12 protein-coding genes are annotated in these 14,844 nt (G+C 63.0%); 5 read left to right on the top strand and 7 right to left on the bottom strand.

Annotation, left to right across the window (positions count from 1 at the left end; genetic code table 11):
• Nucleotides 1-1,202 precede the first annotated feature (1,202 nt).
• The 4 genes from argA to ACZYGA_RS09700 form a co-directional block, all read right to left on the bottom strand.
• Entirely contained in the window at nt 1,203-2,513 is a 1,311-nt protein-coding gene (argA, locus tag ACZYGA_RS09715; protein ID WP_077378983.1) for an amino-acid N-acetyltransferase, read from the bottom strand.
• Between the two features lie 147 nt (nt 2,514-2,660).
• On the bottom strand, nt 2,661-3,356 hold the full coding sequence (locus tag ACZYGA_RS09710) for an aspartate/glutamate racemase family protein (protein ID WP_479399032.1): 696 nt from the start codon (nt 3,354-3,356) through the stop codon (nt 2,661-2,663).
• A gap of 203 nt (nt 3,357-3,559) precedes the next feature.
• The gene (locus tag ACZYGA_RS09705) at nt 3,560-4,843 is read right to left on the bottom strand and encodes an inorganic phosphate transporter (protein ID WP_077378980.1); all 1,284 of its coding nucleotides are present in this window, start codon (nt 4,841-4,843) and stop codon (nt 3,560-3,562) included.
• 41 nt (nt 4,844-4,884) lie between these two features.
• Nucleotides 4,885-5,565 (bottom strand): TIGR00153 family protein, encoded by a 681-nt coding sequence (locus ACZYGA_RS09700; RefSeq protein WP_077378976.1) that lies wholly within the window; start codon nt 5,563-5,565, stop codon nt 4,885-4,887.
• Between the two features lie 479 nt (nt 5,566-6,044).
• Here ACZYGA_RS09700 and ACZYGA_RS09695 point away from each other — a divergent pair, with 479 nt between their 5' ends.
• Complete coding sequence (locus ACZYGA_RS09695; RefSeq protein ID WP_479399030.1) at nt 6,045-7,052, top strand: CYTH domain-containing protein; 1,008 nt, start codon at nt 6,045-6,047, stop codon at nt 7,050-7,052.
• A 178-nt stretch (nt 7,053-7,230) separates the two neighbouring features.
• Nucleotides 7,231-8,271, top strand: a complete 1,041-nt coding sequence (locus ACZYGA_RS09690; protein WP_084209376.1) for an ion transporter — start codon at nt 7,231-7,233, stop codon at nt 8,269-8,271.
• Between the two features lie 121 nt (nt 8,272-8,392).
• Here ACZYGA_RS09690 and ACZYGA_RS09685 read toward each other — a convergent pair whose 3' ends face one another.
• The 3 genes from ACZYGA_RS09685 to ACZYGA_RS09675 form a co-directional block, all read right to left on the bottom strand.
• The gene (locus tag ACZYGA_RS09685) at nt 8,393-9,202 is read right to left on the bottom strand and encodes a 5'-nucleotidase, lipoprotein e(P4) family (protein WP_404625945.1); all 810 of its coding nucleotides are present in this window, start codon (nt 9,200-9,202) and stop codon (nt 8,393-8,395) included.
• A 175-nt stretch (nt 9,203-9,377) separates the two neighbouring features.
• Nucleotides 9,378-10,001 (bottom strand): L-threonylcarbamoyladenylate synthase, encoded by a 624-nt coding sequence (locus tag ACZYGA_RS09680; RefSeq protein WP_077378966.1) that lies wholly within the window; start codon nt 9,999-10,001, stop codon nt 9,378-9,380.
• 163 nt (nt 10,002-10,164) lie between these two features.
• Nucleotides 10,165-11,169 carry a PHP domain-containing protein gene (locus tag ACZYGA_RS09675; RefSeq protein ID WP_240499608.1) on the bottom strand — a complete coding sequence of 335 codons (1,005 nt, stop codon included), beginning with the start codon at nt 11,167-11,169 and terminating at the stop codon, nt 10,165-10,167.
• A 255-nt stretch (nt 11,170-11,424) separates the two neighbouring features.
• On the opposite strand from ACZYGA_RS09675, the gene ACZYGA_RS09670 reads away from it, so the two are divergent.
• The 3 genes from ACZYGA_RS09670 (at nt 11,425) to mnmC1 (ending at nt 14,791) form a co-directional block, all read left to right on the top strand.
• On the top strand, nt 11,425-12,006 hold the full coding sequence (locus ACZYGA_RS09670) for a septation protein A (RefSeq protein WP_479399029.1): 582 nt from the start codon (nt 11,425-11,427) through the stop codon (nt 12,004-12,006).
• A complete protein-coding gene (locus ACZYGA_RS09665; protein WP_077378958.1) occupies nt 12,006-12,305 on the top strand; it encodes a YciI family protein in 300 nt (99 codons plus the stop codon). The genes ACZYGA_RS09670 and ACZYGA_RS09665 overlap by 1 nt, the downstream gene beginning before the upstream one ends.
• 143 nt (nt 12,306-12,448) lie before the next feature.
• Entirely contained in the window at nt 12,449-14,791 is a 2,343-nt protein-coding gene (gene mnmC1, locus ACZYGA_RS09660) for an FAD-dependent 5-carboxymethylaminomethyl-2-thiouridine(34) oxidoreductase MnmC1 (RefSeq protein ID WP_479399028.1), read from the top strand.
• The last annotated feature ends 53 nt before the right edge of the window (nt 14,792-14,844 follow it).

Here is a 14,844-nt window from a genome sequence, read left to right as displayed (position 1 = left end):
TCTATGCAGGAAAGGGGTGGTCATCATCGAATCACGTCTTCCAAGGATACCAGAGTTCGCCAGCGCCCATCGCGGTTGCCAGTTCGTTAATCAATATGATTCTGATTTAATTCATCCCCGCTCGACGACAGAAACCGCGCCCGGGCAGGTGTCGTGGATGATTCACTTGACCCATCCTCGTGAAACGCACAAAAAGAGGGCCGGCAAGAGCCGGCCCAAGTACGCAGGGAACTGAAGGGTCAGTCATCACGACGAATGCCTGTTACCTGGAGAGCAGACCTCCATCGTGATTGCTGGGCCTGACAGGTGGTCTGCCTGTCGCTGGCCCGGGAGTCGCCAGTGCCACCTGGTGGTCGTTCCAGGTCAGTTGACACTCGCCTCGGACAGGGTCCGAGCTCCCTATCGGATACATCACAGGGGGGCGATGCATCGCAATGCTTGCGGCGCTCGCCGGGCACTTCCCGGCGCTCACCTGAATTCCGGGGATGGCGGTGACGGATCAAGCATCACCGCATCCAGTATCGGGCATCCATGCCCGGGCATCCTTGCCCTAAAGATACTTTCCATGCCCTCTGGGGGCCGTACCTGTCTCATCGCAACCTGAAGTCACACATCGCGTGGAGCAGACGCTTGGCCTGTCAGCGATCACGGAGCGCACAGGGTAGTGAGTACCGTCATCGCTGGAAGGCCGGAGAGAATGTCCATTTTCATGGGCACTCCCTCGTGCTCAACATGACTATTGCCAATGCCGTGCCAATAACCGCAAAACACATTCAAAAACAATGACTTGCAAAGACACAAAAACCGGCATCGGCGTGGATTCCCACGCACGAGACGTGAAACGATAAAATACACGTCCTTTTCGTCGCAAAATGCCAACAGTTATCGTTGGTATCCGATTTTCTCCTTCCATATCAATCAATTGAAACGTCTCCTTTGCAAGACATCGCGCCACTCACTGATCCAGAAGTGCGACATCGATCCAGAAGCGCGGCATCGATCCAGAAGCGCGGCATCGATCCAGAAGTGCGGCATCGATCCAGAAGTGCGACATCGAGCCAGAAGCGCGGCATCTTGCCGGAATTTCCCGCGCATCATGCACAAGACCCCCGTCAGTCACCTGAAAGTTCAGGCGGCTGACGGGGGTCGAGAGTCTTGAGGGCGACGGCAAGCGTCTTGAGCGCCACGTGCTTGGGTCGTGACTAGAGCGCCTTGATCAGCACCTTGGAATTGCGCGCGGAGTTGTAGATCTCTCGTCGCATCGGCGGGAGGTCATCCAGGCCGGCCGACACGAAGCCGTGCTCGATGAACCAGTGCAGGGTATGCGTGGTCAGCGCGAATAGATGCGTGAGGCCACCACGCCGTGCACGCACCTCGATCTCGGCCAGCAGCTGCTCACCCCGCTGGCCACGACGGTAGTCATCATGCACGGCCACGCAGGCCAGCTCACCCATGGCAGCGTCACGACTGACATGCAGGGCTGCACAGCCAATGATCATGCCGTCACGCTCGAGCACGACATAGTCGTCGATCTCGTGCTCGAGGCGTTCACGCGAGCGAGCGACGAGGATTCCGCGCTGCTCCAGCGGCCCCAGCAATGCCAGCAATCCTCCGACATCCTCCAGGCGTGCCTTGCGCAGCTGTTCGTAGCCCTGGCGGGTGATCATGGTGCCGATCCCGTCGCGGGTGAACAGCTCGCCCAGCAACGCATCGCGATCCCGCCAGCTGAGCAGGTGAGTGCGACCGACGCCGCGCCGCGCCGCACCACAGGCCGCGGCCAGATGACGAGACAGTTCGCTGTCATCCTCACGTGGCGGTGCCAGGGCGGCGGCCTGCTCAGGGTTGAGCTGACGCAACAGTACGCCATGCTCATCGAACAGCCCCTCCCCTTCTCCCAGCAGGATCAGCTTGTCGGCGGCCAGCGCCACGGCCGCGTGCTCGGCCACCTCGGCCGCATCGAGGTCGAAGACTTCGCCAGTGCTGGAGAAGCCCAGCGGCGGCAGCACCACGATGGCCTGCTGGGAAAGCAGCCCCTGGATAGCCTCGCTGCGCACCCGACGCACCTCGCCACCGTGCAGGAAGTCGACGCCCTCTCGCACGCCCAGCGGCTTGGCCATCACCAGATTGCCCGACACGGCGGAGAGCTCGACACCATGCAGCGGGGTATTGGGCAACCCCAGCGACAGGCTGGCCTCCAGGCGCAGGCGCAACGTGGCGACCTGCTGCTCCAGATGCGCGAGGATGTCACGGGTGACGACCCAACGTCCCTGATGACGCTCGGCCTCGATTCCCACTCCCTCCAGTGCTTCCCTGACCTGCGGACGCACGCCGAACACCACCACCAGTCGCACGCCGAGGGTGTGCAGCAACGCCAGATCCTGAATCAACTGCGTTCGTCGTGACGAGGACAGGGCATCGCCCTCGATCAGAATGACGAAGGTACGGCCACGATGGGCATTGATATAGGGAGAGGAGTTGCGAAACCAGTCCGCGAAGGGGAAACGCGTGTTCAAGAGCCAGCTCCGGGCAGGAGAGAGGGAAAATGGCATGTCAGGCATGCCCATGAATCATCATATCAGCGCCGCAGCCTGCACGGCGAGCGGTGCCCCTGACATCCATGTGTCAGACACGAGAAAGGCGACCGCCCTTCACTGCCCGCGTCACTCTGCCAATGCAAAATCGACAGCTTCAAGCGCATGAATCGCCGTAGTGTCATAGAGCGGAACATCAGTATCAGCTTGCTCAACCAATAACGATATCTCGGTACACCCCAGAATTACCGCCTCAGCGCCTTGTTGATACAAGTCCGCGATCACAGCCAGAAATACCTCGCGGGATTCCTGCCTGATGACGCCCTTGCACAATTCATCATAAATTATCTTATGTACCAGCTGGCGTTCGTCTTCTGCCGGAACGACGACGTCAATACCGAACTTTTCGGCAAGGCGGCCTTTATAAAAATCCTGCTCCATGGTGAAACGCGTGCCCAGCAGTCCGACGTTCTTGATGCCGTCGCCGAGCATCTTCGCTGCCGTGGCATCCGCAATATGGATGACAGGGATGGAAATCGCAGTCTCTATCTCTGCGAAAACCTTGTGCATGGTATTCGTGCAGATCACCAGACACTCAGCCCCTCCGGCCTCTACTGCCTTGGCTGACTCTGCAAGGATGGCAGCCGTCCTGTCCCACTCACCCGCATGCTGATAGCTTTCGATGATACTGAAATCCACACTCTGCAAGCAGATCATCGCGCTATGAAGACCGCCCAGGCGCGCATTGATTTCGCGATTGATAGCGCTGTAATAACTGACGGTGGATTCCCAACTCATTCCTCCCAACAGACCAATAGTCTTCATCAGCGAATCCTTGTCGACAAGAGAGATTGAAGCCACGTACGGGTCTGGATGACGACCTACAAGAACTACGATTCAAACCAGCGTAGGCAAGGTAAATACTCCAGTTCATCACATGCTGATTAACATACCGTTCAGACACGAGAAAGGCGACCCGAAGGTCGCCTTTCTCGTTTTTCCAATTCAGCTCTGAACCATGCGTCGGCTTAGCCGAACATGCCCTTGAACATGAAGAAGAACAGGATCGACAGGATCGCGCCGGCCGGCAGAGTGATCAGCCAGGACATTACGATGGTGCCGATCACGCGCAGGTTGAGCGCTGCCATGCCGCGTGCCAGACCTACCCCCAGCACCGCACCGACGAGGGTATGGGTGGTGGAGATCGGCAGGCCGGTGCCGGAGGCCAGCACCACGGTGGAGGCCGCCGCCAGGGTGGCCGCGAAGCCACGAGACGGGGTCAGCTCGGTGATGCCGGTACCGACGGTGGCGATGACGCGGCGACCATAGGTGACCAGGCCGACGACGATACCGCCGCCACCCAGCACCAGCACCCACCAGGGCATGCTGGCCTTGGCGCCGATCTGACCGGCGGAATCGACGACACTGATGATGGCTGCCAGCGGACCGACCGCGTTGGCCACGTCGTTGGAGCCGTGGGCGAAGGCCATGGCACAGGCGGTGAACATCATCAGCAGGCCGAAGACCTTCTCGACGCCGCTGAAGTCGAAATCATCACCGGTGGCGCGATTCTTCTCCTTGAGGCGAGAACGCGCGACCTTGCGCTCCATCAGCACGCCGATCCCCATCACGATGGCACCGATGACGACGGCCAGCAGCAGGCTGGACTCGAAGCTCAGGTGCAGCCCGACATGCTTGAGGCCCTTGACCATGGTCACCATCGAGATGATGAAGCCGACCAGGAACATGTACATCGGGACATAGCGCTTGGCGGCCGCGAACGGGTCTTCATTGTCGAAGATCAGCGTCTGCACGGACTTGAACAGCACGAAGGCGATGGAGCCCGCCAGCAGCGGCGAGACCAGCCAGGAGGCCGCAATCTGACCGACCTTGGGCCACTCGACCGCATCCACGCCGAGACCCGCCGCCGCGAAGCCGACGATGGCACCGACGATGGAGTGGGTCGTGGAGACCGGCCAGCCCTTCATGGACGCGATCAGCAGCCAGATACCGGCGGCCAGCAGTGATGCCAGCATGCCGTAGACCAGGAACTGCGGATTCTGGATCAGCAGTGACGGGTCGATGATGCCCTTGCGGATGGTATCGGTGACTTCACCACCAGCCAGCCAGGCACCGAGGAATTCGAAAATCACGGCGATGACGATCGCCTGCTTGATGGTAATGGCCTTGGAACCAACCGAGGTACCCATGGCATTGGCGACATCGTTCGCGCCTACACCCCACGCCATGAAGAAACCGAATACGCAGGCAAGGATGACGAGCACATCGCCGTATTGAGCAATGATGGACATTAGGGAACTCTTGAGCAGATGGCAGGACGTCCTGACAGCGCTTAGCGCGCCATCAGGATCTGCAGTCGGGTACCGACCTTTTCAGCTTGATCGGCGACATCGCCGACCCAGTCGATAATCTTGTAGAGGAAGATCACGTCGACCGGTGGCAGAGCGGCTTCCAGCGAGAACAGGGTCTGGCGGATCGCGATCTGCTGTTCGTCGGACTGCTTCTCGAGCTCATGCAGCTCATTGATCAGCTTGTCGACCAGCTCGCTCATGTTGCGCCCGAAGCCGGACTCGACAAGATCTTCCAGCTCGCCCAGCGCACGGCGCGCCTGGCAGACCGATTCGACCGCAGTCTTCAGATACTCACGCATGGCGGGCACCAGCGCGGTGGGTATCTGCATGTGGCGACCCAGCATGATGCCGGCGATATCCTTGGTGACGTTCGCGATGGAATCCTGGACATGGATCAGCTCGAGAAGGTCGGAACGGGATACCGGCAGGAACAGCGAATTGGGCAGATTGAGACGCAGCTGCGTCTTCAGTTCGTCCGCTTCACGCTCCAGCTTGCTGATGGTCTGACGAATGCTGGCCGCCTGATCCCAATCACCCTGTTCGCAGGCGTCGAAGAAGGTCAGCAAGTGCTGGGCACAGTCGTCTGTCTTGATGATGTGGGTGTGCAGCGCCTTGAAAGGCGAGCGCCCGAACATCGAAGAGAAAGGGTTGGTCGTTACCATAGTGGCCGTCGGCGTTAAGGATTGACGCGCGGAGTGTAGCAAAGCCTTTGTGACGATCACATAACTTTCATCGTAACGACACGATACCGCCATGCTGTTGTACTTCACGCAACATCAGCGGCAGTCGGGGGGAACTCGAAGGATTCCAGAGGAGAGATTGTCATGTAGTGACAGGACGCGGGGTCGCTGACTGATTACATTGTTCATAATATAACCAAGGAGTTGGCGGCAGGCAATTCATGTCACACAAATGTCACGATACTGTCATATCACTGTGATTCTGCTGACGAATCACCTGCGTGGGAAGGCTGGCGACACGCTCTGAGCTTGCCTTGGCAAGGGACAGGCGCGAGCATGAAGCCGCCGGGGGCTGCCTGTTCCGGGATCTCGGACAGGCAGCCAGCGTCCTCGTATCGCTGTCGTCATCCATGCCCGGCCATCTTCATTCTTCATCTTCTCGTACAGGGAGTGCCGTCGTCATGGCGCAGGAAATCGAACTCAAGCTGGCGCTGACCCACAGCGGCCTCGGACGCACGGCGATTCTGGAACGTCTTGCGGACATCGCGGAACTGGCTGGCACCACGCCCCGTCGTCGCTGGCTGGCCAATACCTATTTCGACACGCCTGAGCATGCACTGGAACGCGCCAAGATGGCATTGCGCCTGCGCCGCAGTGGAGAGGATGCCGACAGTCCGGGCCCCTTGCGCCAGACCCTCAAGACCAGTGGCGAAAGCCATGGCGGCCTGCATTCGCGCGGCGAGTGGGAATGGGCGCTGCCCGATGGCCAGACAGGCCTCGATCTCGATGGCCTGCGCGGCCTTCCCCCTCTGCAGGCGCTTGAGGAAGGTCCGCGTGAGCACCTGCTCGGCGCCCTCGCCCCTACCTTCAGCACGGATTTCGAACGTCATGCCTGGCAGCTGGAGCTGACGGTGACGCAGGATGGCCAGACGGCGAGTGTCGGCGTCGAGATGGCGCTGGATCTCGGCCACGTGAAGGCAGCAGGTCGGGAAACGCACATCCGCGAGATCGAACTGGAACTCACTGGCGGTGACGACCTGAGCGCCGAGCAGCGCGAAGGGGTGCTGTGGGCGCTGGCGGAATCCCTGGCCAGCCGACTGGCCCTGCGCCCGGCAGATGCCAGCAAGGCACGCCGCGGTGCCGCACTCAGAGATGGCGAATGGCACGAGAAGACGCTGGATACCACCGACACGAATGCCCTGCTCGCCGCGGCCATCGATGCCCTGGATGCACATGCCGACCGCCAGCAGCAAGATGACATGCGCTGGCACGATCACGCCCTGGCCGCCTTCTCGGCCCTGGCCTCGCGCCTGGCCGCCAGTCAGCATCCCGGTCATGTCCATGCGGTGGCGCTGACGGAGGCGCTGAGCGAATCCCGTGAGCAGGGCACGCCAGACAGCTGGATGACAGCGGTCTTCGGTCAGCACAGCCTGTCGCTGCTGGCGGCATTGCGCAGCCGAGGCCAGTGAGGCAGCTCATTAAAAGCTCAGTGAGACAGCTCATCGAGAAAGCTCGTTGAGACAGCTCATTGAGAGACCCCGGTGAAATCGCTCGCTGAGCGCCTGGCCATCGCGCCCTCACCTGCCCTGCCCCCACCATCGCGTCGCAGCCCGCCCCGGCGCTGCGACGCCAGTCAAGGAAGCCCGCATGCCTGAACGCCAAGGGCCGGCCAACGAATACGGCAGTACGTCACAATCTGCCACCGCCCCCCCTCGCTCCAGCGATTTCGAGCCGGCCAGCGGCAGGCTGCGCGCCCGGCTATTCCACTGGATCTTCGAGTCCGACACCAAGGCGGCCAAGGCCTTCGATATCGCGCTGGTCGCGATGATTCTCGCCAGCGTCGCCGTGGTGATGCTCGATAGCGTGCCATCGCTGAATGCCCGCCATGGGGAGCTGTTCCGTATCCTGGAATGGACCTTCACCCTGCTGTTCACGCTGGAATACGCAGTACGCCTCTATTGCCTCAAACACCCCGGCACCTGGGCGAAGGGCTTCTACGGCGTGCTCGACCTGCTGTCGATCGCCCCGACCTGGCTCTCGCTGCTGATTCCGGGGGCGCAGGCACTGCTGGTGGTGCGCGTGCTGCGTGTGCTGCGGCTGTTCCGCGTGCTGCGCCTGATGGCCTTCGTCGGCGAAGGTCGCATGCTGGTCGAGGCTCTCGCGCGCAGTCGTCGCAAGATCCTGCTGTTCTTCATCACCGTACTCAGCATCATCACGGTGTTCGGCGCCCTGATCTATCTGATAGAACCCCCGGAAGCCGGCTTCACCTCCATCCCCAAGGCGCTCTACTGGGCGGTGGTGACGCTGACCACGGTGGGCTACGGCGATATCGCCCCCATCACGCCCTTGGGCCAGTTCATCTCGGCGATGATGATGATACTGGGCTATTCGATTCTCGCCGTGCCCACCGGCGTGTTCTCGGCCGAGGTGCTCAACGGCCTGCGCATGCAGCAGACCAGCGATGAAGCCTGCCCCGGCTGTGGCCGTGAGGGCCATGATCGCAATGCCAAGTACTGCAAGTTCTGCGGCACCTGGCTGGATGAAGACACGCGTGACCCACGCGAGCCAGAGCCTGAACCAGAGCCTGAGACAGACCCAGAACCCGGACCTGAGCCCGACGCCGAGCCGCCAGCGAAGGAGGAAACCGCCTCCCCAGGCGACGACTCCCCCGACCGCGATCGCAGCTGACGAGGCCGAGTGTCACTCGGCACACGACAACGCCTCGGAAATGACAACGCCTCGGAAATGACAACGCCCCCGAGACCGCAAGGTCCGGGGGCGTTGTCATTCAGCCGGAAGCCGGCAAGGGCTAGCGGTCAGAGAAGGGCTTGTCCCAGGCGGTCAGCGTGGCCTCACTCCAGCTGCCGTAGGAGGCATTCGGCAACATGATCCAATCCTTGCCGAAATGCTGCGCCTGCTCCGCGACGAGCGCCTTCTGCTGCTCGGGCGTCTTGTCGGAGAAGTCATCCGCGAAATCATGCAGGCTGTCGCCCAGCTGCATCACGATGTCGTGATCCTTCGCGATCGCCTGGCGACGCACCGACTTGCTCGGCCCCAGCAGGCGCACATGGGCGTCATCGACACCGGGCAGACCCAGGGCTTTCAGCGTGGTGACCGTGGCGTCCTTGTTCTCCTCGTAGCGATCCGACACGTAGTAGATCGCCACGCCACGCGATGCGGCAAGTTCGAGGAACTCCCTGGCACCCGGAATCAGGGTCGGCTTGCCCTCTCGCTCCCACGCCTTCCAGGTGTCCCAGCCCGTGAAGTCATGACAGGCCTTCAGATCACGCACCAGCAGCGCGGAGTTGTCGATCACGGTTTCATCAAGGTCGGTCATGATCGCGGCAGGTTTCTCGTCATCACGAGATGCCAGCAGTGTCTCCAGCTGACGTGTCGCCAGCGCATAGCTCTGACGCTGCAGGGCCGCGACTTCCGCCGATTGCTGCTGATAGCGCAGTGCCATGGCATATGCTGCCGGCGGACACTGCGCTGCCTCGGGTGTCTCGGCCGCCTGACTGACGGGAGCGACTCCCAGGCCCATGATTCCTGCCAGTGTCGCGACCCTGGTGGCTCTCGCCAGCAACGAGACACGCGCTTGAGATGAAGACGTGATCGGCATCGATGATCCTCTGTGTATGATAGGTATGTCGTTGAGTTATCAAGACGGCAGAATATTAACACTCAGCGTTATTGAATTCCTGTTCAACGACCTCGCCTGCCATGTCACCATCCGCTTCTCGTCGTCATGAGCAACTCGTCATGAGCATCTCGCCACGCGCGTCATGCGGCGTGCCTCACTCGACGAAGTTCGAGATGTCGCCTCGTCCTTCACGCACGATGACGGGCGGCAGGTCGCGCAGGTCCACCACGCTGGTGGCCTCCAGGCGGCAGGCCCCACCATCGATGATCAGATCCAGCGCATGCCCGAAGCGCTGACGGATCTCTTCCGGGTCCGTCATCGGCAGCTCCTCGCCCGGCGGAATCAGCGTCACGCTCATCAGCGGCTCGTGATGTGCCTCCAGCAGGGCATGCGTGATGGCATGGTCCGGCACGCGCACGCCGATGGAGCGACGCTTGGGATGCAACAGCAGGCGTGGCACTTCGGTGGTCGCGTGGAGGATGAAGGTGAAGGCTCCGGGCGTGTGGCTCTTGAGCAGTCGGAAGACGGCATTGTCCACCTTGGCGTAGGTGCCGATTTCCGACAGATCCGAGCACATCAGGGTGAAGTTGTGCTTGTCATCGAGTTCACGCAGACGCTTGATGCGCTCGATGGCTTTCTTCTCGCCCAGGTGGCAACCCAGTGCATAGCCGGAATCGGTCGGGTAGGCGATCACGCCCCCCTGCCGAATGATGGCAACCGCTTGATCAATAAGACGTTTCTGCGGGTTTTCAGGGTGTATCTGGAAAAACTGTCCCATGCGGCGCTCCTTGCGTCAGCACAGTGCGCCGGACACTGGCGCACTGATCTCGGCGAACTCTCGACAAATTCTCGGCGAACTCTCGGCAAATTCTCGGCGAACTCTCGACAAGACCGGCCTGACACGACGCGACACGTCAGCCAGGCCGGTCCAGCCATCTCTATCACATGGTGGCGGTGGCGGCCGCAAAAAAGGGTGCGAGGCGCGGATGACACCAGACGGGCGGCACCCTGGTGCGCGGTGGCGGACTCATGCTGCCGGGTGCCAGCGGCCCCCCGGGGAAGTGGAAATCACTGCCGACGGAAGCATAGAGGCCCAGTTCATCCAGCTGACGCGCCAGGTCACGCGCACGGTCGATGTTCTGGAAGCCGCTGACCAGCTCGGCGGCCTCACCGCCGGCAGAGATGAAGTCCCGCAGCAGCTCACCGCGCTTGGTGCGGGTCAGCTTGTAGCGCATCGGGTGCGCCATCACCGCGACACCGCCATCAGCACGTATCCATCCCACCGCCTCTTCCATCTCGGGCCAGTGTGCCTTGACGTCGCCCTTCTGGCCGGAGCCCAAGTGACGCTTGAAGGCATCCTGAAGATCACGGGCCAGTCCCGCCTCCACCAGCGCGCGCGCGAAGTCCGGCCGCGACAGGGGGCGGTCTCCCGACCCGCTGAGCGTGGCCTGCTCACGGGCACGCTGCATGGCATCACTCAGTCCCAGCTTCTCCATGCGCGCGGCGATCTCGTGACTGCGCCGCTCACGTGCATCATGTTGCTGCCTGAGGCCGGCGCTCAACGCGTCTCCGGCGCCCTCGGGCATCAGCGCCACCAGGTGGATGGTCTGATTGCGCCAGCGCACGGACAGCTCGCAGCCCGGCAGCAGGGTGACGCCATGGGCGATCGCCGCCTGCTGAGCCTCGAAGATGCCTTCCATGCTGTCGTGATCGGTCAGTGACATGCGCGAGACGCCGCGCCGCGCGACCAGCGCGACCAGCTCTGCCGGCGCCATGCCGCCATCGGAGGCGGTCGAGTGCATGTGCAGGTCGATGTCCGGCACCTCGATGTCCGTCTCGAAACGCTGGGGCAGCGCGCGGGGGACCGGACGGGCAGGCGGTGGCGATGATGGCTGGTGAGCGGGCGACTCGGATGTCGGCGGATGGTCGGACAGGACGTCGGACACGGGAAAACCTCTCGGGATGAACGTCCAGAGCCTCGAGTTGCCGATCATGCTGGCAAGCCCTCGGCAAGGACGTCAGGGGCAGTGTTGACTGCCGTATATGTCTGGAAGCCACATGGGCTTTGTCAGCAGGCAGCAATGGCGGCAGAATGAACGCATGCAGGCAAGGGTGCGCCGCTGGTTGCCAAAGGATACCACTCGCACAAGCCCTTGCCTTCCCGACGGCACCGCCGTCGTGTCCAGGAGTGTGTGTTTCTCATGAAGATGTTGCTCGACTTTCTGCCGATCGTGATCTTCTTCGCCGTCTACAAGACGACTGGCGACATGATCATGGCCACGGCCGTACTGATCCCTGCCACCCTCGTTCAGGTGCTCTATATCTACTGGCGTCACAAGCGTGTCGAGAAGATGCAGCTGGTCACGCTGGCGCTGGTCGTCGTGCTGGGTGGCGCGACCGTGCTGTTCGGCAACAGCGCCTTCATCCAGTGGAAGCCGACCGTGGTCAACTGGCTGTTTGCCGTCGCCTTCCTGCTCTCGCCGCTGTTCGGCGGCAAGCCGCTGGTGGAGCGCATGATGGAGAAGGCGATCCAGCTGCCGCGTGCCATCTGGCACCGCCTCAACCTGGCGTGGGTGGTATTCTTCCTCGCCATGGGCGGCCTCAACATCTATGTCTTCAGCCACTATTCGGAAGACATCTGGGTCGATTTCAAGCTGTTCGGCATGCTTGGCCTGACACTGCTGTTCGTCATCGTTCAGGGCGTCTATCTGTCCCGTCACATGGTGCAGGCCCCTCAGGAAGAGTCTTCCTCTTCCACCTCTTCACATAAGGATGATTCGTGATGCTGTATTCCATTGTCTGTCAGGATGTCGAAGGTAGCCTCGAAGCGCGCATGGCAGCACGACCGCCACATCTGGCACGTCTTGAGGCCCTGAATGCCGCAGGCCGTCTGGTCATCGCCGGCCCCAACCCGGCCATCGACAGCGAAGCACCGGGAGACGCCGGCTTCAGCGGCAGCGTCATCATCGCCGAGTTCGATTCCCTCGAAGAGGCCCAGAAGTGGGCCGATGCCGATCCCTTCGTCATCGCCGGTGTCTATGCAAGCGCCGAAGTGAAGCCGTTCAAGCAGACACTGCCCTAGTCCTGACTGCCGCTCGGCCGCTGACCGGCGGCTTCGCCCCCTGACGACGGACAGCCTGGCTGTCCGTCGTCTGCGTTGGAGACGTTGCCCGGCCACTGCCCTGATGCCCTGCTCTCCCGCTCGACCTCCTGCCAGGAATGCCCGTGAACGATCGCCCCTCCTCCCCCCGCCAGCCCGCTTCCGCCACGCCTGAGCCGTCCGCATCGTCAGTGTCCGACGCGGCGCCGAAGGGCAGGCCGAACGCCATGACACGCAAGCCTGCGACGACGCCACCGAGCGCGATCGACCCTGTCACGGCCCCCGGCGTGGTGCCGGAGGTCCCGCTGGCACCGCTGGCCGCGCTGGAAGAGGCACGCCTTGAATGGGATGACGCGGCCCCACAGGCCATGGATTACGGGGATGTGTACTTCTCGATCCACGATGGCCGCGCCGAGACCGTGCACGTCTTCCTCGACAGCAATCGTCTGAGCGAGCGCTTCCGTGACTGGCGGGAAGCGCGCCCCTTCGTGATCGGCGAGACCGGCTTCGGCACCGGCCTCAATATCCTGTGCGCCGCCCAGCGCTTTCTGGCCACGGCACCCGCCGAGGCACGCCTGCATGTCGTCTCGGTGGAAAAGCATCCGATGCGTGCCGCGGATCTCGAACGCGCGCTGTCCGCCTGGCCGGATCTCGCCTCATTGGCGAAACCGCTGGTGGCACAATGGCCGGCTGCGGTACTCGGCGTGCATCGTCTGTGGCTGGATGAGCGCATCACGCTGGATCTGCACTTCGGCGATGCCGTCGAGCGCCTCTCACGCCTCGAAGGAGGCGTGGATGCCTGGTTCCTCGATGGCTTCTCGCCGTCGAAGAATCCGGAAATGTGGTCACCGGCGCTGTTCGCGGCCATGGCCGGCATCTCGCATCCCGAGGCGACCTTCGCCACCTTCACCGCCGCGGGCTTCGTGCGACGCGGCCTGCGGGCGGCAGGCTTCGCCTGGCGCAAGGTGCCCGGCCATGGCATGAAGCGCGAGATGATCTGCGGCGAGCTAGACGCTGCCACCTCGGCGGCGCGCGCCGAGCTGATGGGGCTTGCCGAAAGGCAGGGACAGCATGACCGGCCCCGGCCCCCGCTGACATCGCCCGCACAGCGCGGGGTGCTTCATCCGCTGCGCCGGGAACAGCCCTGGACGCAGCCGCCCCAGCCGGCGCCCATCTCCCGCGAGACACACGTCGCGGTACTTGGCGCTGGCATCGCCGGCACCAGCTGCGCCGAGGCGCTGGCGCGGCGTGGCGTGAAGGTCACGCTGATCGACGCCGAAGCCCCCGGTGCGCGGGCCTCCGGCAATACCCAGGGGGCGCTCTACGTGAAGCTGGCCGCCGAGACCAACCCTGCCAGCCGCTTCCAGCTGGCCGCGTTGCAATACAGCCGGCGCTGGCTGGCAAGCCTCGACCCCGAGCAGACCCTGTGGTCCGCCAGCGGCGTGCTGCAGCTGGCCACCAGCGAGCGTGAGCGCAAGCGCCAACAGCGCTTCGCGGACAATCACCCGCTGCCCGAGGCGCTGCTCAGGCCGGTCACTGCCGGCCAGGCCAGCCAGATCGCCGGCAGCGAGATCACCTTCGATGGCCTCTTCTATCCCGTCGCGGGCTGGGTGCGTCCGAAGGCGCTGTGCCAGCACCTCGCCGCCACACCGGGCGTCAGCTTTCGGCAGGCGCGCATCGTGGCCATTCAGTCGCTGGGGGCCGAGGAAGGCAGAGAGGAAGGCGGAAAGACAGGCAACGGCGCGCCACGCTGGCAGCTGCAAGCCAGCGACGGCAGCTGTCTGGAAGTGGATCAGCTGATCGTCGCGCTGGGGGAGCAGACACACCTGCCCGAGCCGCTCGCGCATCTGCCGCTGCAGCCGATTCGTGGTCAGGTCAGCGAGATCACGGTGCCGCCCGAACAGGCAGCAGGGCTGCCCATGCTCGACAGCGTGGTGTGTGCCGGTGGCTATGTCTCGCCCTGTCAACGTCACGCCGACGGCAGCGTGACGCTCAGCTTCGGCGCGACCTTCGCCCCGCGCGATGAGGATGAGGCGGTACGTGAGGCGGATCACATCGCCAATGTCGCCGAGCTGCGCAGTGCGCTGCCCGCCTTCGTCGCTGCCTGGGAGCGGGCGCGTGGCGTCAGGCTGGAAGACGATGCCTGGCAGGGGCGTGTCGCCTGGCGCGCCGCCAGCCCCGACAAGAGCCCGCTGGCCGGCCCGGCACCGGACGCCGCGCAATGGCGTGAGGATTACGCCGCCATGGCCTTCGATGCGAAAAAGCGCGTGCCATCACTGAGCGGCGCCCATCTACCGGGATTGTGGCTCTCCACCGCGCATGGCTCACGCGGCTTCACCACCGCACCGCTGTGTGCGGAGCTGATCGCCTCACAGCTGTGCGGCGAGCCGCTGCCGCTGGAGCGCGAACTGGCCGAGCACCTGCACCCGGGACGCCGCCTGATTCGCGACATCGTGCAGCGGCGCTGAGGCATTGGCAGACATGGGTGGACACTGGCAGACGTGGGTGGGCACTGGCAGAG

Source organism: Cobetia sp. BL01 (assembly GCF_056493605.1).
The sequence above is the reverse complement of the archived record's forward strand: the minus strand, read 5'-3'. Positions and strand labels throughout refer to the sequence as shown.